The organism is Lichenicola cladoniae (assembly GCF_013201075.1).
Classification (GTDB): domain Bacteria; phylum Pseudomonadota; class Alphaproteobacteria; order Acetobacterales; family Acetobacteraceae; genus Lichenicola; species Lichenicola cladoniae.
In genome coordinates this window covers 12,256-34,255 of the sequence record NZ_CP053708.1, presented here as the reverse complement: position 1 = coordinate 34,255, position 22,000 = coordinate 12,256, and the positions used below count along the sequence as shown (strand labels likewise).

The 22,000-nt window shown below is 63.3% G+C and carries 19 protein-coding genes; 9 read left to right on the top strand and 10 right to left on the bottom strand.

Translation table 11 applies throughout. From position 1 onward, the window contains the following. The first annotated feature begins 5 nt into the window (after positions 1 to 5). The 5 genes from shc to HN018_RS00120 all read left to right on the top strand — a co-directional run bounded on the left by shc (position 6) and on the right by HN018_RS00120 (position 8,223). Positions 6 to 1,997 (top strand): squalene--hopene cyclase, encoded by a 1,992-nt coding sequence (gene shc / locus HN018_RS00140; protein ID WP_171834272.1) that lies wholly within the window; start codon positions 6 to 8, stop codon positions 1,995 to 1,997. Between the two features lie 5 nt (positions 1,998 to 2,002). Beyond that, positions 2,003 to 2,665 carry a phosphorylase family protein gene (locus HN018_RS00135; RefSeq protein WP_171834271.1) on the top strand — a complete coding sequence of 221 codons (663 nt, stop codon included), beginning with the start codon at positions 2,003 to 2,005 and terminating at the stop codon, positions 2,663 to 2,665. A gap of 30 nt (positions 2,666 to 2,695) precedes the next feature. Next, complete coding sequence (locus tag HN018_RS00130; protein WP_171834270.1) at positions 2,696 to 5,275, top strand: glycosyltransferase family 2 protein; 2,580 nt, start codon at positions 2,696 to 2,698, stop codon at positions 5,273 to 5,275. 405 nt (positions 5,276 to 5,680) lie between these two features. Further along, complete coding sequence (locus HN018_RS00125; protein WP_171834269.1) at positions 5,681 to 7,243, top strand: glycosyltransferase family 2 protein; 1,563 nt, start codon at positions 5,681 to 5,683, stop codon at positions 7,241 to 7,243. A gap of 38 nt (positions 7,244 to 7,281) precedes the next feature. Next, positions 7,282 to 8,223 carry a glycosyltransferase family 2 protein gene (locus tag HN018_RS00120; protein ID WP_171834268.1) on the top strand — a complete coding sequence of 314 codons (942 nt, stop codon included), beginning with the start codon at positions 7,282 to 7,284 and terminating at the stop codon, positions 8,221 to 8,223. Positions 8,224 to 8,349: 126 nt separating this feature from the next. On the opposite strand, the gene HN018_RS00115 is transcribed toward HN018_RS00120, so the two are convergent. The 3 genes from HN018_RS00115 to HN018_RS00110 form a co-directional block, all read right to left on the bottom strand. Beyond that, positions 8,350 to 8,880: an SDR family NAD(P)-dependent oxidoreductase gene (locus tag HN018_RS00115; RefSeq protein WP_204259616.1), complete on the bottom strand. Its 531-nt coding sequence runs from the start codon at positions 8,878 to 8,880 to the stop codon at positions 8,350 to 8,352. A 15-nt stretch (positions 8,881 to 8,895) separates the two neighbouring features. Further along, positions 8,896 to 9,021: a hypothetical protein gene (locus tag HN018_RS29040; RefSeq protein WP_275434164.1), complete on the bottom strand. Its 126-nt coding sequence runs from the start codon at positions 9,019 to 9,021 to the stop codon at positions 8,896 to 8,898. A 254-nt stretch (positions 9,022 to 9,275) separates the two neighbouring features. Continuing rightward, entirely contained in the window at positions 9,276 to 9,572 is a 297-nt protein-coding gene (locus HN018_RS00110; protein ID WP_171834267.1) for a putative quinol monooxygenase, read from the bottom strand. Between the two features lie 158 nt (positions 9,573 to 9,730). Between HN018_RS00110 and HN018_RS00105 the strand changes: the two genes are divergently transcribed. Further along, positions 9,731 to 9,940 carry a DUF3311 domain-containing protein gene (locus HN018_RS00105; RefSeq protein ID WP_204259615.1) on the top strand — a complete coding sequence of 70 codons (210 nt, stop codon included), beginning with the start codon at positions 9,731 to 9,733 and terminating at the stop codon, positions 9,938 to 9,940. Continuing rightward, positions 9,937 to 11,379 (top strand): sodium:solute symporter family protein, encoded by a 1,443-nt coding sequence (locus HN018_RS00100; protein ID WP_171834266.1) that lies wholly within the window; start codon positions 9,937 to 9,939, stop codon positions 11,377 to 11,379. The genes HN018_RS00105 and HN018_RS00100 overlap by 4 nt, the downstream gene beginning before the upstream one ends. Here the strand turns inward: HN018_RS00100 and HN018_RS00095 are convergent. Continuing rightward, on the bottom strand, positions 11,357 to 12,118 hold the full coding sequence (locus HN018_RS00095; RefSeq protein WP_171834265.1) for an AIM24 family protein: 762 nt from the start codon (positions 12,116 to 12,118) through the stop codon (positions 11,357 to 11,359). The genes HN018_RS00100 and HN018_RS00095 overlap by 23 nt on opposite strands. A gap of 185 nt (positions 12,119 to 12,303) precedes the next feature. Between HN018_RS00095 and HN018_RS00090 the strand changes: the two genes are divergently transcribed. Both HN018_RS00090 and lpxD read left to right on the top strand, forming a co-directional pair. Further along, positions 12,304 to 14,184, top strand: a complete 1,881-nt coding sequence (locus HN018_RS00090) for an AI-2E family transporter (protein WP_171834264.1) — start codon at positions 12,304 to 12,306, stop codon at positions 14,182 to 14,184. Positions 14,185 to 14,311: 127 nt separating this feature from the next. Continuing rightward, a complete protein-coding gene (lpxD, locus tag HN018_RS00085) occupies positions 14,312 to 15,346 on the top strand; it encodes a UDP-3-O-(3-hydroxymyristoyl)glucosamine N-acyltransferase (RefSeq protein ID WP_171834263.1) in 1,035 nt (344 codons plus the stop codon). Between the two features lie 9 nt (positions 15,347 to 15,355). Here lpxD and HN018_RS00080 read toward each other — a convergent pair whose 3' ends face one another. The 6 genes from HN018_RS00080 to dnaK form a co-directional block, all read right to left on the bottom strand. Next, positions 15,356 to 15,688, bottom strand: a complete 333-nt coding sequence (locus HN018_RS00080; RefSeq protein WP_204259614.1) for a hypothetical protein — start codon at positions 15,686 to 15,688, stop codon at positions 15,356 to 15,358. 42 nt (positions 15,689 to 15,730) lie between these two features. Next, positions 15,731 to 16,426: a tRNA (guanine(46)-N(7))-methyltransferase TrmB gene (gene trmB, locus HN018_RS00075; RefSeq protein ID WP_171834262.1), complete on the bottom strand. Its 696-nt coding sequence runs from the start codon at positions 16,424 to 16,426 to the stop codon at positions 15,731 to 15,733. A gap of 14 nt (positions 16,427 to 16,440) precedes the next feature. Beyond that, positions 16,441 to 17,628: a methionine adenosyltransferase gene (metK, locus tag HN018_RS00070; RefSeq protein ID WP_171834261.1), complete on the bottom strand. Its 1,188-nt coding sequence runs from the start codon at positions 17,626 to 17,628 to the stop codon at positions 16,441 to 16,443. A 110-nt stretch (positions 17,629 to 17,738) separates the two neighbouring features. Further along, the gene (dapB, locus tag HN018_RS00065) at positions 17,739 to 18,512 is read right to left on the bottom strand and encodes a 4-hydroxy-tetrahydrodipicolinate reductase (protein ID WP_171834260.1); all 774 of its coding nucleotides are present in this window, start codon (positions 18,510 to 18,512) and stop codon (positions 17,739 to 17,741) included. 197 nt (positions 18,513 to 18,709) lie between these two features. Beyond that, positions 18,710 to 19,846 (bottom strand): molecular chaperone DnaJ, encoded by a 1,137-nt coding sequence (dnaJ, locus tag HN018_RS00060; RefSeq protein WP_171834259.1) that lies wholly within the window; start codon positions 19,844 to 19,846, stop codon positions 18,710 to 18,712. A 139-nt stretch (positions 19,847 to 19,985) separates the two neighbouring features. Beyond that, positions 19,986 to 21,950, bottom strand: coding sequence for a molecular chaperone DnaK (gene dnaK / locus HN018_RS00055; RefSeq protein ID WP_171834258.1), 1,965 nt, complete (start codon positions 21,948 to 21,950; stop codon positions 19,986 to 19,988). Positions 21,951 to 22,000 lie beyond the last annotated feature (50 nt).

Genomic DNA, 22,000 nt, shown 5'->3' with positions numbered 1-22,000 from the left:
CGGTCATGGTGCTAGGCACCGTGCAAGAACGAGAGGCTGTCGTTTTCGACGAAACGGCCGAGCCATCCGACACGGTGCTGAGCCGCGCGATCGATCGTGGCCGGTCGGCGCTGGGTCGCCGGCAGCAGCCCGACGGGCATTGGCTGTTCGATCTCGAGGCCGATGCCACCATTCCTGCCGAATACCTGCTGCTCGAGCATTATCTCGATCGGATCGATCCCGCGGTCGAGGCACGCATCGGCGTCTACCTGCGGCGCATCCAGGGCACGCATGGCGGCTGGCCCCTGTACTATGAGGGCAGGTTCGACCTTTCGGCCAGCGTGAAAGCCTATTTCGCGCTGAAGATGCTGGGCGACGATCCGGACGCACCGCACATGGTCCGGGCGCGCGAGGCTATCCTGGCAGCCGGTGGTGCCGAACGCAGCAACGTGTTCACCCGGTTCCAGCTTGCCCTGTTCGGCGAGGTGCCCTGGCACGGCGTGCCCTGCATGCCGGTCGAGATCATCCTGCTGCCGAAATGGTTCTTCTTCAACATCTGGAACATGTCCTACTGGTCCCGCACCGTGGTGACTCCGATGCTGGTGCTGGGCGCGCTGCACCCGCGTGCGCGGAATCCGCGCGGTGTCCGGGTGCAGGAGCTGTTCCGGGTGCCGCCTTCCGAGGTCCGCGACTGGATACGCGGACCATATCGCTCGGCCTGGGGACCGGTGTTCAAGGCGATCGACAGCCTGATCCGGCCGTTCGACCGGCGTATGCCCGCCGCGGTCCGCAACCATGCGATCGGGGTGGCACGCAGCTTCATCGAGACACGGCTGAACGGCCTGGACGGGCTCGGTGCGATCTATCCGGCCATGGCCAACACGGTGATGATGCACGACGCGCTCGGCGTGCCGGCCGACCATCCGGACGCCGCCATGGCCTGGGAGGCGATCCGCCGGCTGCTGGTCGACCAGGGCGACGAGACCTATTGCCAGCCCTGCGTCTCGCCGATCTGGGACACCAGCCTGGCCGGCCACGCCATGGCGGAAGCGGACATGGATGGGCCTCCCGAGGAAGGCGTGCTGCCGGTTCCGGCCGCGCTGGATGCGGCGTCGGCCTGGCTGCGCGAGCGGCAGGTGCTCGACGTGAAGGGCGACTGGGCGATCCGCAATCCGACGCTCGACCCGGGCGGCTGGGCGTTCCAGTACAACAACGCATACTACCCGGATGTGGACGATACCGCCGTCGTCGGCATGCTGCTGCATCGCCACGATGCGGACGGCAATGTCGAGGCGCTGGTGCGCGCGCGTCGCTGGATCATCGGCATGCAGAGCACGAACGGCGGCTGGGGCGCGTTCGACATAGACAACGACACGCAGATCCTCAACCACATCCCGTTCTCCGACCACGGCGCATTGCTGGATCCGCCGACCGCCGACGTGACCGCGCGATGCCTTTCGTTCCTGGGCCAGCTCGGCCACATCGAAGACCGTCCGGTGATCGACCGGGGCATCGCCTACCTGCGGCGCGAACAGGAACCGGACGGAAGCTGGTTCGGCCGCTGGGGCACCAACTACATCTACGGCACCTGGTCGGTGCTGTGCGCCCTCAACGCGGTGGGCGTATCGCCGGCGGACCCGATGGTGGTCCGGGCGGTGAACTGGCTGGTGTCGATCCAGCAGCCCGACGGGGGCTGGGGCGAGGATTGCGCGACGTTCGAGGGAGCGGAGCCGGGCCGGTATCATGCCAGCCTTCCCTCCCAGACCGGTTGGGCGTTGCTCGGACTGATGGCGGCGGAGCGGCGCGACCATCCGGCCGTGGCGCGCGGGATCGCGATGCTGACCGCGACCCAGGAAGCGGACGGCGAGTGGCAGGAGCAGCCCTACAACGCGGTCGGTTTTCCGCGCGTGTTCTACCTGCGCTACCACGGCTACCGGCTGTTCTTCCCGCTGATGGCGCTGTCGCGCTATCGCAACCTCGGCCGCAGCAACAGCAGCCGCGTCTCGCACGGCTTCTAGTCCCGATGACCGGACATCTCGGGCTGTCCGGGCTCGGCGTCGTGGTCGGGCTGAAGGCCGAGGCGAAACTGGCGCGCCGCCTCTTCCCCGCCGCGCTGGTCGGCATCAGCGGCGCCACCCGCGCCGGCGCCGACCGGGCGGTGTCCGGGCTGGTGGCGCAGGGAGCCACCCGCCTGCTCAGCTTCGGACTGGCCGCCGGCCTCGACCCTGCGCTCCATCCCGGCGACCTGCTGGTGCCCGACGCGATCCTGGTGGACGGGCGGCATTTGGCAACCGACCCGTCCCTGCGCTCCCTGCTCGGGCCCGGAGCGACCGGCCCGCTGCTGCATAGCGACGTGCTGGTCGCCAGCAGCGCCGCCAAGGCGGACCTGCTCGCCCGGACCGGCTGCCGATCGCTCGATATGGAAAGCGGACCGGTGGCGCTCGCAGCCGAAGCGGCCGGCCTGCCCTTCGCGGTGCTGCGTGCGGTCTGCGATCCTGCCGAGCGCACGCTCCCGCCGGCCGCCTGCATCGCACTGCAGCCGGACGGGACGCTACAGATTGTTAACCTTTCGAGGTCTATTCTCCGTCAGCCGAGCCAGATCGCCGCCCTGCTGGCGCTGGGGCGGGACGCAAGCCGGGCAAAGACCGCCCTTCTAAAATCACGAACGGGCTCGCTAGATTACTAACGATACTATAACGATCGCCGGAGGCATCGGATGCCGCAGGAGAAGGCCCAGGTGGTCACCACCAGACTACGGATCGTCGAGACGGCGGCTTCGTCGCGTGCCAAGACGGCAACCTTCCTCGGCTACGTCGACTCCTTCTCCGCCGGTGTTGCAAAGGGCTGGGCTGTAAACACACGCAATCCAACCGAGCCCACGTTCCTGCATGTGCTGATCGACTACCAGGAAGTCGGCCTGGTCACATGCGACGAGCTGCGCGAGGACGTGCAGAAGGCGCTCGGTCATCCGACCGGTTATCTCGGCTTCACCTTCACGCTGCCGCAAAATTTCGTGGACGGTCACCCGCACACCCTGTCGTTCCGCTTCGGCGATCGTGCCATCGTGCCGCAGCTCGATGCAATCGAGTCGGACCTGATGCACGAGGAGTGTGCGTTCACGCTGCATCGGCTCTATGAATTCCAGAGCTATCTCGACGGCATGAAGCAGGGTGCACTGCGCGGCTGGGTGCAGAAGCTCGATACGGTGACGCAGGAGCGGACCGGTGGCTGCCATATCCTGGTGACGGCGAACGGCCTGCGCGTGGCGCAGGTGAAGGCCGACCGGTATCGTGGCGACGTGGCCGCCGCCCTGGGTGGCGATCCTAATTGCGGTTTCGAAATAGTTCTGCCGAACTCGTTCCGCAGGGGCGGGCAACAGACGTTCCGCTTCGTCGTCACTCCGGACGATGTCGAGCTCGCCGGCAGCCCGCTGACCACCACGCTGGTCGACGACCAGCTCGAGGCCCGGCTGCTCGAGATCCAGGCCAAGGTGGAGCGGCTGCACGGCGAGATCACCCGGCTGCGGACCGACGTGTCAGACGTGGTGCCGAAACCCTCCTACAGCCTCGGCGACTACGATCGCTGGGCACGGCGCTACTATGACCGCCTGCGCGCCCGCGTCTCGGCCGATCGTGCACGGGAAGCCGGACGGACGCCGGCCGCTTCCCAGCCGCTGGTGAGCATCCTCTGCCCTACCTACAAGCCGATGATGTCGGACTTCACCGCGGCGGTGGACTCGGTGATCGCGCAGACCTATCGCGACTGGGAACTCGTCATCGTCGATGACGGGGCCAAGTCGCCCGAAATTGCCGCGCGCATCGCCAGGTATTGCGAACAGGACCCGCGCATCCGCGTCGTCACCCTCAAAAAGAACCTCGGCATCAGCGGCGCGACCAATGCCGGCCTCGCCGACGTGCGTGGCGACTACGTCGCGTTCTTCGACCATGACGATCTTCTGGTCGATGTCGCGATCGAGATGATGGTCCGGGCAGCCCAGTCGACCGGCGCTAGGATGCTGTATTCCGACGAGGACAAGATAGACCAGGCCGGCTACTTCCTCGAACCGAACCTCAAGCCCGACTATAATTACCGTTACCTTCTTGGCTGCAACTACATCTGCCATCTGCTGTTCGTGGAGACCGCCTCGTTGAAAACCGTGGGCGATCTACGTCCGGTCTATGATGGCGCCCAGGACCATGACCTGATCCTGCGGCTGGTCGAGCTGATCCCGGCGACCGAGATCCATCATGTGCCGGAAGTGCTCTACCACTGGCGCAAGACCCCGAACTCGACTGCGGTGACTATCGGCAACAAATCCTATGCCATCGACGCCGGCGTGAAGGCCGTTGGCGATCATCTGAAGCGACGCGGCGTCAAGGCCGACGTCAGCTCGATCCGTGGCCTCACGCTCTACGGGATCAAGTGGCTGCAGAAAACCCAGCCGCACGTGTCGATCATCATCCCGTTCAAGGACCAGGTGGAAACGACGCAGAAGTGCCTCGACGCCCTGCTGGCCTTCACCGACTACAAGTCGTTCGACATCGTCCTGGTCGATAACTGGTCGGTAACACGGGAAGCGGTGGATTTCTGCCGACGGGTCTCGAAGCTCAAGCGGGTGCGGGTCCTGACGGTCGAGGAGGATTTCAACTATTCGCGGCTGAACAACCTGGCCACCCGGGACAACGACGCCGAGTTCTTCTTCTTCATGAACAACGACGTTTTCGTCGGGCAGAAGGACTGGCTCAGGACCATCGTCGGCGAGGCCCTCGCGGCGCCGGACATCGGCATTGTCGGCGGCAAGTTCCTGTATCCGAACGACACCATCCAGCATGCGGGCGTGGTCGTCGGCCCGGCCGGGGTCGCGGCCCATGTGCATCGTGGTGCGCCGATCACCGACTACGGCTATATCGGCCGCGCCATGCTCAGCCACGAAGTGTCCGCTGTCACCGCGGCCGGCATGCTGATCCGGGCCGACCTGTTCCGCATGGTCGGCGGCTTCGACGAGGAACACCTCAAGGTCGCCTACAACGACGTGGATCTGTGCCTGAAAGTGCGCGACGCCGGCTGGCGCATCGTTTGGTGCGCCGAGTTCGTAGCCTATCATCACGAGAGCCTGTCCCGCGGCAGCGACGACCGACCGGAACACGAGGCGCGCTTTTACGCGGAAACCCACACGATGCAGGAACGCTGGGGCGCCAAGCCGCTCTACAGCCGCGACCCGTTCTACAGCAAGCATTTCACCGTCGACCGCCAGCCCTTCTTCGATCTGGTTGATCCGGCAGCCGAGGGAAGCTAGTTCAGGCTCTGGACGCCACCGACAAATCGACTCCAATCCCTGAAAGAAAATGGAGATCGCAGTTTCTTTTTCTAGATTGCCATTGATTGGCAGTTGAATGTGACTCGTCACGGCCAAAACCGTTACTTGTGACTGATAGATGGCAATAATAGGTTGCGTCATGGTACAGAGAAATGGGAAAACCTCGTCGAACATTTGGTTCAATTACTATAGATACATTTCTAGCTCTAGAAATGCTGCCGGCTTGTTAATCTTTCTCGACGTTTTTCGTTGTGGATCATTGTTAAATCTTGCAGAAACGTAAATATTGATTCATTTTTCTCATCCACATCTGCATATCGAATTCGATGAGGATAGCATCAGACTTATGAACAAGTTTCAACGTATCGGTGCGAAATGTTGGCAGTGATTGAAAAGGAGAAAATTGGACTCGTTGTCGTTTTGAAAGATGAGGTACATGATATAGCCGCATGGCTCGCATGGCATATTGCACTCGGCTTCGATACAATTCTAGTCATTGATGATGCATCGACAGACGGTACAGACCGGATCGTAAGGAATGTCGGATTGCATTTTGACGTTAGATATGAAAAAGTGCTCCAGGATTTCGACTTTTTCTATGATCGTCAGCAAAATGAATATAAAAAAGCGATCGCAAGATTAAAATCCGAGTTTTCGTGGCTCTGCTTTTTAGATGCCGACGAGTACCTACTCCTGGAAAGTGCTCCCTCAGTTCCACAATTTCTTGAAAGCTTTCCAGAGGCAGATGGTATCGCCGTGAATTGGCGCCTGCATGGAAACAACGGTCATGTACTGAGGCCGTTGGTGCCGGCTCCAGTCGCCTATCCTATGCGCTCCCATTCTAACGAGGCGATCAACCGCCACGTTAAGTCTTTCGTGCGACCTACGCGTGTCGGTACAGGCTGGCATAACGTCCACTGCTTTGATATTAGCCCACCGCTTTACCTTAATACGATTGGGAAGCCAATCAAATGGAGTTCAACGCCCGGTATTGTTCATGGTGAGCCCGTTTTTTCCGGAGCCTGGATCATGCACTTTCAAAATCGGAGCATGGAACATTTCATTGACCGAGCGAAAAAACGTCGCGACACACTCATTGTCGCTCAGATATGGAACAACGAGTCCTGGAACGCCGAAAGCGATGATAGCGCAAGTCGGTTTTTCACGGCGATGTTTCGCGTCTTGGCGAAGATTGAGTTGCAAATCAGTTCTGCATTATGTGGAATGATAAGCACCTCTATAAAGCCGCCAAATTTTAGTGTAAATTATAGTATGAAACCTACTAAACCAGTCGTTAAATCGGTTGTGGCGGGTAAAAGTATCGGATTGATCACACAAAAAGTCATTACATACTTTAATACTTCCCTTCAAGTCGACCCAAATTCAGATCTGATTATTCATTCGTCCGAGACAGATCAACGTTCTGAGTCTTTATACCTAATTCGACCTACAAATTCCGACGCAGATGCTCTGATGGTTTGTCCGACGCATGGAAGCAGGCCATTGCGACTTCGGGGTGACCGGCAGGCCGGTACCGTCATCCAGATGCAGGTCGGGCTGACGCCTGAAGGGCTGACAACTTTCCGGTCGCCAGCGACCCGTCTTTTTCTGACTGCTGAACCACCGGGTATCGGAACGGGTAATCAAGTTTCCTGCGATCGCAAGGTCGTTAAAAATTGGGAGATGTTTAGCCTTTTAGTTCTGGATTCAGATACAGTTGATCAAGCTGTTACCCAGATGGCACAAAGCTACTTCGAGCTGATTTCGCGCGGACTAACGGCTTCGTCGCTTTGCAAATGGATCAGTGAAAGTCCTCGGTCAGCATCTTCAACACTGCTACAAATTCTCCTTCGTCAATTATCTAAGTCTGAGAAATTACACTTCAGCACGTATCTTCCAGCATCCACTCCACTTGAGACTCTAGTAAACAATTCCCAATATTCCTGATTTCCGCCTCTCAATCGGCTTTTACGAGGAGAAGACTATTGGCATCGGTTCTCGTGTTAATGATGCAGAAGGACGAAGGCCCATTGCTTTTCAAGTGGTTCAACCACTATTCTAGGCTGTTTAACATTAAGAACCTGACGGTTATGGATAACGGCTCTACAGATAAGTACACGTTAAAAGTTCTCAAACATTTCGAATCGCTTGGTGCAAAGATCCGCTGGGAATACACAAGTTACCACGATTTCGATAAAAAAGGTGGTCATTTCCAGAACATCATAAAAAGTTGGGATGCCGAACGTGATTACGATTTTGCTCTTCCTGTCGACTGTGACGAATTCCTAGGTGTTTTTACCGACCATCGTGTCAGCGTTGATACCGCAGATATTATGATGGAACTGGATTCGTTGAAACACGTGCAATGTGCACTGCGCATCGATACGTCCTTGTTCAACGTTCCAGGTGACCCGGGCTGGTTTTCGCCGATAAGGCACTTTCATAAAGGATTCCTGCCAGCAAACTCGATTCTGAGGCTGGATAATGGTCAGCATGCCCCGGTATCTAGGCTGAAAGACGGCCATGTTAGCACGCGGCTTACATATCTGCATTGGCACAACAGAAGCCTGCCAGACCTTAAGGCTGCCACCGTCCGGAAGCTGGAAGGCCGAGTGGATGTCAACAACCCGGTAGCTTTGGAAGAGTATGGCAGGAATCCCTCCCTGCCCGGAAATCATCTGGTAGTTAATCTTTCACTCACCGCTAAAATGTATAAATTGATCTATAATAAAGAGCTTTGCATATCGGTTCCAGACCTGGCGATAGACGCGACTGAACTTCGGGAAAACAAGATCAAGTCGACTTGGAGCGCAACCGACTATCTCGCCAACAATCCGGACGTGCAAAAGTACGCATTAGGTCCGCTTCATCATTACGTCCGGACCGGGTGGAAAGAAAAACGAGCAATTTCCAAACAGGTCGCCTGAGCTGAGCGAGTCGAAGCTCAAATGTCTTCAACACTCACAAGCGTGAGCCGCTCAACTACACCCACGACTTGGATCCACTGCTATCCGAACGATTTAGGCAGGCTCGACTCCCGCCAGCGATCGATCTCACCCTGCAGCCGCACTATTGCCTCCTCGGCGTAGTGAACGGCATCCTTGCCCAACAGTAGATGAACCGGTGGTTTCAGGCGCACGGACAGCCGCATTAATTGCACTAGCCGCCTGGGTCGGATCGCCCTGTTCCTGGACACCATAGCTGGCGAGGGCCAGATCGGCATCCCGTGCCGCGCCGTCATAAGCCGGCACACTCGTAGCCGTCATGGCCAATGACCGGCCGACAAAATCCGTCCGCATCCCGCTTGGTGCCACGTTGGTCACCTTAATGCCATGCTCGTCCACCTCGTTGGCCAGCGTCTCACCAATCCATTCCATCGCATACTTGGTTGCACCGTAAATAGACGTGCCGACCCAGGCTGCCAGTCCGCTGACGGAGGTGATGTTGACGATGTGGCCTGCACGCCTGGCGCGCATGGCCGGCAACACCGTCTGGATAAGCGTGATGGGGCCGAATACGTTGACCTTAAACAGGTCGCGGGTTTCCTCGAGCGCGCCGACCAGTCCCCTGCCGGCATTCGCCACAAGAACATCGATCCCTCAGGTCAGGTGTTCGGCATCTGCGACCGTGGTCACGACCGAGGCCGGATCGCGCGCTTCCGTCATCAGCCCGAAGGCGCGACCGGGTGCCAGCGCTCCGAAGGCGGCGCGTCCCGCCTCCGCCAAAGCCCGCCCGAGCCCGCTTCCGATACCGGTGATCAGACAATGCCGCGTGGTCGTTCCTATGCCGTAATATCGTCCAGCCCGACTCGAACTGGTGCTTCGCTGAGATACCAGTCGGAGAACACGCCGAAGACGCACCCAGCGCGCGCCAGCCTATCCAAGATGCCGGAGGCCAAGGTCCAGAGCGTCACCTCGCCTGGTCCAGGCTACGGAACCGGCATGTCCGTCAAGCCGAGCATCCTCGGGCCTGCGCTGTCTCAGCCCAGCGCCTCGAGCACCAGGACACGCAACGGCGCTGCCAGCAACGGCCCGATCGCCGCCGCGAAGGCCTGCAGATGCGGGCTCCGATTATGCGCTTCGAGCGCCGCCGCGCTGTCCCACCGCTCGACGAACACGAAGCGGTTGCCGTCCTCGGTGTCGCGATGAGGGACATACTCGTGGCAGCCCGGCTCCTTCAGGGTCGGCGCAACCACAGCCGCGATCGCCTCGGCGACGGCGGCCGCCTGGCCCGGCCTTGCATCGACGATGGCAACGACGCGAACTTCCTGGGTCATGACGTGTCCTCCCTATGCGGCTCGCCGAGCTACCGATCCTGGCGCGTCTGCCCGATCATCGCAGCCCTCTGACCGAAGCTTGAAACACATCGCACGATCCGCCAAGCAGGCGTCACCCGGCAATCCATGCGGCCGGCAGCCGGGAGCCGCGCGCCGGGATGATCCAAGCCGGCGGTAGCCGATACCTTCGCCCGATCCTGGTGCACATGCTGCTGCTTCTGCCGTTCGTCGGGTTGCTGTGGGTGCCGTTCTACGACCGCGCCACGCCGGCGCTGTTCGGCTTCCCGTTCTTCTACTGGTACCAGCTCGCCTGGGTTCCGCTGACCGCGATGCTGATCTGGATCGTCTGGAAGTTCGGGCGCGCATGACCGCCCCATCGATGCCGACGGCCGGCTGGGCCGGTATCGCGGTCTTCCTGGTCTTCTTCGTCGCGACGATCCTGCTCGGCGCATCTGCGAGCTGGCGGAAAGGACGAGGCAGGGACAAGGACGGCGAGGACTGGAGCCTCGGCGGCAGGTCGTTCGGTACCTGGGTCACCTGGTTCATTGTCGGCGGCGACTTCTATACCGCCTACACCATCATCGCGGTGCCGGCGGTGGTATACGCCACCGGCGCATACGGCTTCTTCGCGCTGCCCTACACCATCATCGTCTACCCGTTCGTGTATGCGGTGATGCCGCGCCTGTGCCAGATCGCCAAGCAGGGCGGCCACGTCATCGCCGCCGACATCGTGCGCGCCCGCTTCGGCAGCCGGAGCCTGGAACGCGCGATCGGGGTCACCGGCCTGGTGTCGGTCGTGCCGTATATCGCGCTGCAGCTGGTCGGCATCCGCACTGTGCTGGAAGCGCTAGGCCTGCCCGACGAGATCCCGCTGATCGCGGCGTTCCTGTCGCTGGCCGCCTACACCTGGTTCGGCGGACTGGACGCGCCGGCGACCACGGCGTTCCTGAAAGACCTGATGATCTACATCGTGGTGATCGCCGCGGTCACGGTGATCCCGCTGCATCTCGGCGGCTACGGCACGATGTTCGCCCACGCCTCCGTACACCTGAAGGCAGCGCCGGACGGCCACGTCCTGGGGCCTGGCGAGTCCATTCCCCATGCGACGCTCGCGCTGAGCTCGGCGCTGGCGGCATTCCTGTATCCGCACACCCTGACCGGCGTGCTGGCCGCGCACGACGCCGACACGATCCGGCGCAACGCGGTGATGCTGCCGGCCTACACGGTGCTGCTCGGACTGATGGCGCATGCGGCGGGCATCGTCACCACCCTACCCAGCTCGGTGGTGCCGCTGCTGTTCCTGGCGATCTTCCCCGGCTGGATCGTGGGCTTCGCGTTCGCCGCGATCGCGGTCGGTGCGCTGGTGCCGGCTGCGGTGATGGCGATCGGGGCAGCCAGCCTGGTAACCCGCAATTTGCTGCCGGGCCGCGGCAATGCCCGGGCGGCACGGACCACCGCGCTGCTGGTGAAGGTCGCGGCACTCGGCTGCATCCTGCTGCTCAACCCGCAATTCGCCATCGACCTGCAGTTGCTGGGCAGCGTGTGGATGCTGCAGACGCTGCCGGCCCTGGTGATCGGGCTGTTGCCGTTGCGGCTGACCGCGACGGGACTGCTTGCCGGCTGGGCAGCCGGCATGGCGGCCGGAAGCTGGATCGTGTTCGCCGACGGGCTGAAACCGGTGCATGCGCTGCATCTCGACGGGTCCGCGATCAGCATCCCGACCGGCCTGCTGGCGCTGAACGTGGTCGTATCGCTGGCGGTGTCGCTGCCGGCCCGCCGGGGCGCTACTGGAACGCGCGCCGTATAAAGCTCGATGCGGCAACGCCAAGTGCGGATCCCTCGGCGGTCGACGCCACGGTCTCTCCGCCGAGATAGGGCCCGAGTGCATGGGCCAGGTTCGGCATGGTCAGGGTCTGCAGCCAGATCCTGCCCGGACCGGTCAGCCTGGCCAGAAAGAATCCGTCGCCACCGAACAGCTTGTTGCGGATGCCGGGCAGCATGGTGATGTCGAACGATACGCTGTCCTCGAACATGCCGACATGGCCCGGATGGACGTCGATTGCCTCGCCGGGCGCCAGCAGGTGGCTCACCACCTGGCCACCGAGCATGGTCCAGAATGTACCGCTGCCCGATACCTGTTGCAGCCGGAATCCGTCGCCGCCGAATATCCCGGCGCCGAGCGAGCGCTGGAAGCCGAGCCCGAGCGTGACTCCTTCGGTCGCGCACATGAAGCCGTGGCGGTGCAGCATGTAGGAGCGCCCGGGCTCGATCCGGTGCTCGTCGATCGTTCCGGGGATCTTGGCGGCAAAGGCGATGAAACCTGGACCGCCCTCGGCCTTGTATTGCGTCATGAACAGGCCGCCGCCGGCCAGCGAGCGCTTCACCGCACCCAGGAAGCCGGATGAACCCGCCCCGGCTGTGGTGGTCTGCAGAGTGACGTTGGGACTTTTCCAGGACAGCTCGCCGGTTTCCGAGACGATGCTCTCCCAGGGATCCAGCGATACATAAAGCACTGGCAGCATCTCGCCTTCGATACGCGTCTGCATGGCGCTCCCCTTCGATCGATGCCGCATTTTGCCGCCCGGATCGGCTCGTTGCGCAACTGCAAAAGCGACAGGCCGTTCATTGCGAACCCAATACGGCGAGATCGAGGATCGGCATGCGCGAGACCAGCGTGGGAACCCGAGCCCGGGACCGGGGATCGATCGTACCGCCCGCGGAGTTGCCTGGCATGCGTGGCCTCCTGGCGCTCCAGGTCGGGGTCGTGCTGATCGCAGCGCTTTATTTCGGCCACGACATCTGCATCCCGGTGGTGCTCGCGGTGCTGCTGAGCTTCCTGCTGCAGCCGCTCAACGCGTTGCTGCGGCGCTGGCATTTCGGCCGCTGGCCGTCCGCGTCGCTCTCGATCCTGTTCGCACTCGGGCTCATCGCCGGGCTGCTGTGGCTGATCGGCATGCAGGCGGTCGGGCTCACCCGCGAGTTGGCCGCGAACCACTCGACCATCGAGGGCAAGCTGATCTCGCTGCATCACCTCGGCTCGGGGCAATCGTTCGGCAGCTTCCAGCACCTGCGCGAACAGGTCGGCCAGCTGCTGGCAGGTCCGGCGCCGGCACCTCAGCCGGTGTCTGCCTCGACCCCGGCCAGGCCGGCACAGGTCGAAATCATCAAGGCCGCCCCCACGTCGCTGGACATGGCCGAGAGCCTGCTGGCGCGCATGGCACATCCGCTGGCGACGGTGCTGGTCGTGTTCATCGTATCCATCTTTATCCTGTTGCAGCGCGAGGATCTGCGCGACCGGGCGATCCGGCTGTTCGGCACCCGCGATCTGCACCGCACCACGGTAGCGATCGACGATGCGGGCTCGCGGCTCAGCCGCTATTTCCTGACCCAGCTGGCGATCAATGCCGGCTTTGGCTGCCTGATCGCCGGGGGCCTGTTCCTGATCGGCATTCCGAGCCCGTTCCTGTGGGGCATCCTGGCGATGCTGCTGCGGTTCATCCCGTATTTCGGCACGCTGCTGGCTGCCGTGCCGCCGATACTGCTGGCAGCCGCCTCGTTTCCAGGCTGGAACGGCACCATCGAGACGCTGGCGTTGTACCTGCTGGTCGAGCCGATGGTCGCACAGTTCATCGAGCCGCTGCTGATCGGCCACAGCACCGGCCTGTCGCCGATCTCGGTGGTGCTGGCCGCCGCGTTCTGGACCTGGCTGTGGGGGCCGATCGGCCTGATCCTGTCGACACCGCTCACCCTCTGTACTGTCGTGCTCGGACGGCATGTCGAGCGCCTGGAGTTCCTGGCGGTCCTGCTCGGCGACCAGCCGGCCCTGTCGCCGGTCGAGAGCTTCTACCAGCGCATGCTGGCGGACGACCCGGACGAGATCGAGGAGCAGGCCGAGGCGCTGCTGCAGGAGGTGGCGCTCTCCACCTACTACGACGACGTGGTGATCCCCGGGCTGCAGCTGGCCAGCCTCGATGTCGATCGTGGCGTGCTCGAGGATGCCCACCTGGCGCGGATGCGCGACGCGATCACCGAGTTGGTCGGCGAGCTGAACCGCTATCCTGATGCCCACCCCAAGCCGGACCCTGCCGACCAGGAGCGCTCGGCGGTAGCGCCCGAGGATCCGGATGGATTGCTCCGGCAGCCGGCGGCCACCGGGATGCTGAACCAGGACAATACCGCGCAGCCAGCGTGGCAGGTCGACCAGCCGGTGCTGTGCGTTCCGGGAAGCGGTCCGCTCGACGAGGTCGCCGCTTCGATCCTCGTGCAGATCCTGGCCAAGCACGGCATCGACGGCCGTATCGTGCCGAACGAGGCGACATCGCGCACACGCATCGGCACGCTGGACATCGGCAACCCGGCGCTGATCTGCCTGTGTGCGCTTGGGCTCGAAAGCCGGTTGTCGCCGTTGCGCTATACCGCGCGGCGGTTACGCCAACAGGCTCCCGGCATCCCGATTGCGGTCGCGTTCTGGCCAGGGCGCACCCCCGAGGACCTCCAGCGTCGCATAGGCCAGGCGCTCGGGGTCGATCATCACGCACAATCGATGCGCGACGTGGTGCATATCTGCTTGCAGGCAGCATCGAGCGGCCGGGAGCACGCGAGGGCCGCATAGACTACTCACTGGTCGCAGAACCGTGGACATCGAAGGTGAAAGCCCGGCATTTCACGACGTTGTGAAAAGTTACACTTAAAGTTGTAGTCGTCATGGTATCCGTGTCGCAGTGAACGGGACGGTCTCCATGCACCAGGCACATACAGGCGATCCGCATTTCTACGAGAAGGTCGGACCGTTCAGCCTGAGCTTCATCGCATCCGCCGCACGTGGAACCACGAATTCACCCGACATCACGCTGCATGGGCTGGCATCGCTCACCGATGCGACACTCGGCGACCTGAGTTTCCTCAACCACCGGAAGCACGAGCAGGCCCTCCGGAAGACGAAGGCCGGCGCCGTGCTCGTCCAGAAGGAGATGCTCGGGTTCGTTCCAAACTCGGTCATGCCGATCGTCGTGGAGCGTATCGACGAAAGCTGGTCGTTGGTCTGCCGTCTCTTTCATCCGCTCACGGGAGCAGTCGCCGGTATCCATCCGACAGCAACCATCGCCAACAGCGCCTTCATCCACCCGAGCGCGGAGATCGGCGCGTATGTCTGCATCGGCGAACGCGTGACGATCGGGGAGAACAGCCGGATCGGGGCGCATACGGTCATCGCGGCCGGCGTGGTTCTGGGAAACGACTGCTCGATCGGCTCGCATGTCAGCGTGACCCACGCACTGCTCGGCTCACGCGTTCATCTGCATTCGGGCGTGCGGATCGGGCAGGAAGGCTTCGGGCTTTCGAGCGGTCCGAAGAAGCTCTCGCGCGTGCCGCAACTGGGACGGGTCATCATCGGCGACGATGTCGAAATCGGGGCGAATACCACGGTCGATCGCGGATCGGTGCAGGACACCATCATCGGCGCCGGCACCCACATCGATAACCTCGTGCAGATCGGCCACAACGTGCAGATCGGACGGAGCTGCATCATCGTGGCGCAGGTCGGGATCTCGGGCTCGACCGTGCTCGGCGACTACGTCCAGGTCGGCGGCCAGGCCGCGATGGCGCCGCATCTGCTCATTGGCAATCGGGCCCGGATCGGTGCCCAGGCCGGCGTCATCGCCGACATCCCGGACGGAGCCGCAGTCATCGGTAGCCCGGCCCAGCCTCGGTTGCAGTTCTGGCGGCAGGTGGCGCTCCTGAAGCAACTGGCGACCCGGAGCCAGTCGACGCACTGAGCTTTCGTTCTACGACACGCTCCGGCTTTCGGCGATGTAGTGAAAGAACCGGCCGCTGAACGGCTTGAGGACTTCGAGGGTCAGCGCATGCGACCGGGTCTTGATGTCGGAAGCGAGCGAGCTTTCGATCGCCGCCATGTCGGCGAAATCCATTTCCAGCACCATGACGATCGGAATGGCGCCGCGATCGGCTTCCGTCACCCGCTGCACCCGCACGTCCAGCACATTCGGAAATGACCGCCAGACCGGCTCCAGCCGGGCAGCGACATCCCGGAAGAACGCATCCTCGGTTCCGGGCTCGATCGAACCCTCGTAGATCGCCACACGCGTCAGCATCGCCATCTTCGCCCGGTTGATCCATGAGCGCGGAAAACCGGCGATGGTTCACCCGCGCCGGACGAACGACCAGTAGAACGGGTGTCTTCCAGCCGCGAGCGCCTTCGCCTCGTAACGCGTCGGCGGCCAGCCCTCCGGGCGCTCGGTGGCCGGGGCCGAGGCCTCGAACACCTCCTGGGCGCCCATCACCTCGGTCACCCAGGCCTGGTATGTCGGATCGTCGCTGGCGACACGCCAGGTAGCACCCGGCTTCAGCACACGTGCCAGCAGCGGGATGGTTTCCGGATGCACGAACCGGCGCTTGGCGTGCCGGGTTTTCGGCCAGGGGTCCGGGAACAGCAGGAACAGCCGGTCGAGGCAGGCGTCGGGCAGCAACCGGAGCAGCGTCCGGGCATCATCGTCCCACACCCTCAGCATCTCCGGCACCGGCGAGGTGGCCTCGGCCCCCTCCGGCACCAGCCGCGACAGCAGCGAACAGAGGCCGTTCTCGAAGACCTCGCAGGCGATCAGGCCGACCGCCGGATTGGCCTCGTGCTGGGCCAGGCTATGCTCGCCGCCGCCGAAGCCGACCTCCAGCCAGAGCTGGTCCGGTGCACGATCGAATGCCTGCACCGGAGCAGCGGCATCTGCTTCGGCGAACCGCAGCCGCGGCAGCGCCACGTCCAGCAGCAGTTGCTGCCGTGGCCGCAAGGGATGGCTGCGCTGGCGGCCGTAGAGGCGATCAGGCGGCGGCTTCACCGCCATGACCGGTGTGCCGCCTAGCGGTTGAAGGCTTGCTGCAGGGTCTCGACCAGGTCGGTCTTTTCCCAGGTAAAGCTGTCCGCGGCTGGGTCCGGGGTGCGTCCGAAATGACCGTATGCCGCGGTGGCGGCATAGATCGGGCGGTTCAGGCGCAAATGCTTGCGGATCCCGCGCGGGGTGAGGTCCACGACTTCGCGCAACACCCGCTCCAGTCGCGCCTCGTCCACATCGTGGCCGGACCCGTCGAGATCGACATAGACCGAAAGCGGCTGCGACACGCCGATCGCGTAGGCGATCTGCAGGGTGCAGCGGTCGGCGAGGCCGGCGGCGACGATGTTCTTGGCCAGGTAGCGGCACACATAGGCAGCCGAGCGATCGACCTTGGTCGGATCCTTGCCGGAGAAGGCGCCGCCGCCGTGAGGAGCCGCTCCGCCGTAGGTGTCGACGATGATCTTGCGCCCGGTCAGGCCACAATCGCCGTCCGGACCGCCGATCACGAAGATCCCGGTCGGGTTGACGTAGAACTGGTCCTCGGGAACCTCCCAGCCGGCGGGCAGCACGTCGGCGACGATGCCGCGCAATGCCTCGCGGATGTCGGCCTGCGCCATGCCCTCGTCATGCTGGGTCGAGATCACCACGCTGGTGGCGCCGACCGGCCTGCCGTCGACATAGTGCAGCGTCACCTGGCTCTTGGCGTCCGGCTGCAGGCCGCGGCCGCGCGGGTCGCCACTTTTGCGCAGCTCGTTCATGCGACGCAGGATGCCATGCGCGTAATGGATCGGCGCAGGCATGAGCGTTTCGGTCTCGCGTGTGGCGAAGCCGAACATGATGCCCTGGTCGCCGGCGCCCTCGTCCTTGTTGCCGTCGCTGTCGACACCGACCGCAATGTCGGCGGACTGGGCATGCAGATAGTACTGCACTTCGGCGTTGCGCCAGGAGAAGCCGGACTGGTCGTAGCCAATGTCACGGACCGCGGCGCGGGTCGCCTCGACCAGGAGTTCCTGGGTCACCGACGCCGGCCCGCGGACCTCGCCGGCAAGGACGATGCGATTGGTAGTGACCAGCGTCTCGCAGGCAACGCGTGCCTCCGGGTCGGCTGCCAGGAAGCAGTCGAGCACGGTATCGCTGATCCGATCGGCTACCTTGTCCGGGTGGCCCTCGGACACTGACTCCGACGTGAACAGGAAGTCGCCCTTGTTGCGCATGGTGCTCCTCGCATGGCACGGCCGGATGCGCCTGATGCGGGCAGCCGTCGAAAGTGGGGGGTTTGGCGGAAAGTGCCAGGAGGGTCAAGAAACACTGCCGGTCTACCGGGTCAGCGAAGTCCCAGGACGTCCTCCATACCGTATAAACCGGGCGAACGCCCCTCTGCCCAAAGTGCCGCCCGGACCGCACCGGCGGCGAACACTGCACGATCGAACGCACGATGGGTCAAGGCAAGCTGCTCGCTTCCGGACGTGAAGATAAGCGTGTGTTCACCGACGATCTGCCCACCGCGCAGGGCAGCAAACCCGATCGCGCCCGGACCGCGTGGCCCGGCATGGCCATCACGACCACTCTCGCGCATGTCGTCCAGGCGCACGCCACGTGCGCCGGCGACGACATGCCCGAGTGCCAGCGCGGTTCCGGACGGGGCATCGACCTTCTGCCGATGATGCATCTCGAGAATTTCGGCGTCGTAAACTTCGGCCGGCAATGCCAGTGTCATGCGCCTGGCAAGGTCGAGGACCAGGGCAACGCCTGGGGAAAAATTGGCAGCCTGGACGATCGGGATGTGCCGGGCGGCCCGTTCGACCGAAGCCTGCGTTTGAGGCGACAGGCCGGTCGTACCGAGTATCCAGCTCGTGCCACTGCCCGACAATGTATCCGCGTGGACCGCCACAGTATCGAAATGGGTGAAATCAATAACAACATCGGACTGCGCTGCCAGGGCCGCGAGATCCTTGAACACGAAAACATCCGGATCGGGCGACCGGACGGTGCTGCCGGGCCGGACAGTGCCACCGGACAGTTCGGCACCGGCCAGGCCAACTTCCTGGACGAGCAAACGGCCGACGCGACCGGCTATTCCGGCAATGCCTATGCGCATGGGATCGGACGGGAAGATCGGCGGCGCAACCAGTCGGGTCGCGCCGCCATTTCCTGCCTACGGCGAGGGTGGGGGGGGGACGTCACCGCAAGCATGATTTAGTTAAGCTCCGATCACACCTGGTTCAACAACCATGTCAAGGGTTTGCCTCGACTCACGCAGTTGCTACCGGAATTTTACCGGAAGTTCTCCTAGACTCAGCTTCTTCCCTCGAAGAAGTCCCGGACCCGGCTGAAGAACCCTTCCGTTTCTGGATTGCTCTTGTCGTTCTCGCCGCCTTCGGCCTGGAATTCCTCGAGCAGCTCGCGCTGACGCTTGGTCAGGTGACGCGGAGTCTCGACCGCGAAGACGACATACATATCGCCACGCGCCGAACTGCGCAGAGCCGAGAAACCCTTACCACGCAGCCTGTGCTGGTCACCGGTCTGGCTGCCAGCCGGAACGGTGAGTTTGGTGCGGGTGCCGTCGACTACCGGCACTTCGACGTGACCACCCAACGCCGCCATCGTCATGCCGACCGGCACCCGGACCACTACGGTCGCCCCGTCACGCTGGAATATCTCGTGCGGCTTCACACCGACATGCAGATACAGATCGCCATTCGGCGAACCCTGCGGTCCTGCCTCGCCTTCGCCCTGCACGCGCAGACGGGTCCCGTCCTCGATGCCGGCGGGGATATCAACGGAGATGTTGCGGTCGCGCTCTACGGTGCCGGCGCCGCGGCAGACCTTGCACGGATTGCGTACGACACGGCCACGCCCGCCGCAGGTCGGGCAGCCACGCTCGACCAGGAAGAAGCCCTGCTGCGCCCGGACCTTGCCGGCACCATGGCAGGTCGGACAGGTCTCGGCACCGCGCGCCTTGTCCTCGGAACCGCTGCCGTTGCAGGCCTCGCAGGCGATCCGGCTGGGCACGCGCAACGGCACCTTGATGCCGGAGAACGCATCGGTAAGGCTGATCTCGACCTGGGCACGGACATCGGCGCCGGCACGCGGACCACCGCCACCACCACGACGCCCGCCCATCATGTCGCCGAACACCTGGTCGAAGATGTCGCCCAGACCACCGCCGGCCTCGAAGCCGCCGCCGCCTGGCCCGGGGCCGCCACCTTCGAACGCGGCATGGCCGAAGCGATCGTAGGCCGCGCGCTTCTGGTCGTCCTTCAGGACGTCGTAGGCCTCGTTGAGCTCCTTGAACCGGGCTTCGGAGGCCTTGTCCCCGGCATTTCGATCCGGGTGGTACTTCATGGCGAGTTTGCGATACGCCTTCTTGAGGTCGTCCGCAGAGGCATCCCGAGCGACCTCCAAGGTCGCGTAGTAATCCTGCTTGGCCATATCTACCTCACCGGAGACCGGCCAGCGCCCCGTCGGAGGCACGCAGACCGGTTGTTTCCGTCGTCAATTCCCAAAGAAAAGGCGCCCGCCTTCGTACCGAAGCGCGGGCGCCTTCCACAAATCCAGTCTGCGGAGACGATCAGGCAGACTTCTTCTTGTCGTCGATATCCTCGAAGTCGGCATCGACCACGCGCTCGCCGGCAGATGCGCCGCCGGCATTGCCGCCCTGGCTGGCACCCGGGCCGGCGGACGCGCCATGCGGCGGCTCACCGGCACCGGCAGCACCTGCCGCTTCACCGGCGCTCGCCTTGTACATCGCCTCGCCGATCTTCATCGACACCTGCCCAAGCCGCTCGGTCGCGGCCTTCACCGCCTCGACGTCGCTGCCTTCCATGGCCGCCTTGGTCGCAGCGATCGCGGTCTCGGCTTCCGACTTCTCGGCGGCCGGGATCTTGTCGCCGCTCTCGGACAGCGTCTTCTCGGTCTGGTGCACCAGGCTTTCGGCCTGGTTACGCGCCTCGACCGACGCGCGCTTGGCCTTGTCGGCGTCGGCATTCGCCTCGGCTTCCTTGACCATGCGCTCGATGTCGCTGTCCGACAGGCCGCCGGAGGCCTGGATGCGGATCTGCTGCTCCTTGTTGGTCGCCTTGTCCTTGGCGGACACCGACACGATGCCGTTGGCATCGATATCGAACGTGACCTCGATCTGCGGCACGCCGCGCGGCGCCGGCGGGATGCCCATCAGGTCGAACTGACCGAGCACCTTGTTGTCGACCGCCATCTCGCGCTCACCCTGGCTGACCTTGATGGTCACGGCGCCCTGGTTGTCCTCGGCGGTCGAGAAGGTCTGGCTCTTCTTGGTCGGGATGGTCGTGTTGCGATCGATCAGACGGGTGAACACCCCGCCCAGCGTCTCGATACCAAGCGACAGCGGCGTCACGTCGAGCAGAAGAACGTCCTTGACGTCACCCTTCAGCACGGCACCCTGGACCGCTGCACCGATCGCCACGACTTCGTCGGGGTTCACGTTGCGGGCCGGCTCCTTGCCGAAGAACTGCTTCACGATCTCGATGACCTTCGGCATGCGGGTCATGCCGCCGACCAGGATCACTTCCTCGATCTCGCTCGCGGTGACCGACGCATCCTTCAGGGCGGCGCGGCATGGGCCGAGCGTCCGCTCGATCAGGTCGGCGACCAGGCTCTCGAGCTTCGCACGGGTCAGTTTCAGCACCAAGTGCTTCGGCCCGGAGGCATCCGCGGTGATGAAGGGCAGGTTGATCTCGGTCTCCTTGGAGGAAGACAGCTCGATCTTGGCCTTCTCGGACGCTTCCTTCAGACGCTGCAGGGCCAGCTTGTCCTGGCGCAGGTCGATGCCCTGCTCGCGCTTGAACTCGTCCGCGAGATAGGAAATCACGCGGGCATCGAAATCCTCGCCGCCGAGGAAGGTGTCGCCGTTGGTCGACTTCACCTCGATCACGCCGTCGGAGATCTCGAGCACGGACACGTCGAACGTGCCGCCGCCGAGGTCGTACACGGCCACCGTGCCGCCGTTGCGACGCTCGAGGCCATAGGCCAGGGCCGCTGCGGTCGGCTCGTTGATGATGCGCAGCACTTCGAGACCGGCGATGCGGCCGGCATCCTTGGTCGCCTGGCGCTGGGCGTCGTTGAAGTAGGCCGGCACCGTGATGACGGCCTGGCTGACGGTCTCGCCGAGATAGGTCTCGGCGGTTTCCTTCATCTTGCCGAGCACGAAGGCCGCGATCTGCGAAGGCGAATATTTCTGGCCGCGAGCCTCGACCCAGGCATCGCCGTTGTCGCCCTTGACGATGTTGAACGGGACCAGCGCGCGGTCCTTCTCGACGGTCGGGTCTTCGAAACGGCGCCCGATCAGGCGCTTCACGGCATAGAGGGTGTTGGTCGGGTTGGTGACGGCCTGGCGCTTGGCAGCCTGGCCGACCAGCCGCTCGCCGTTTTCGGCGAAAGCCACCATGGAGGGGGTCGTACGCGCACCCTCGCTATTCTCGATCACCCGGTTCTCGTCACCCTCGCGGATGGAGACGCACGAATTGGTCGTGCCCAGGTCGATCCCGATTACCTTGCTCATTCTGCTCTCCTCGTCAGCGGCAGCATGCGGCCCGAAGCACCGGATGCTGT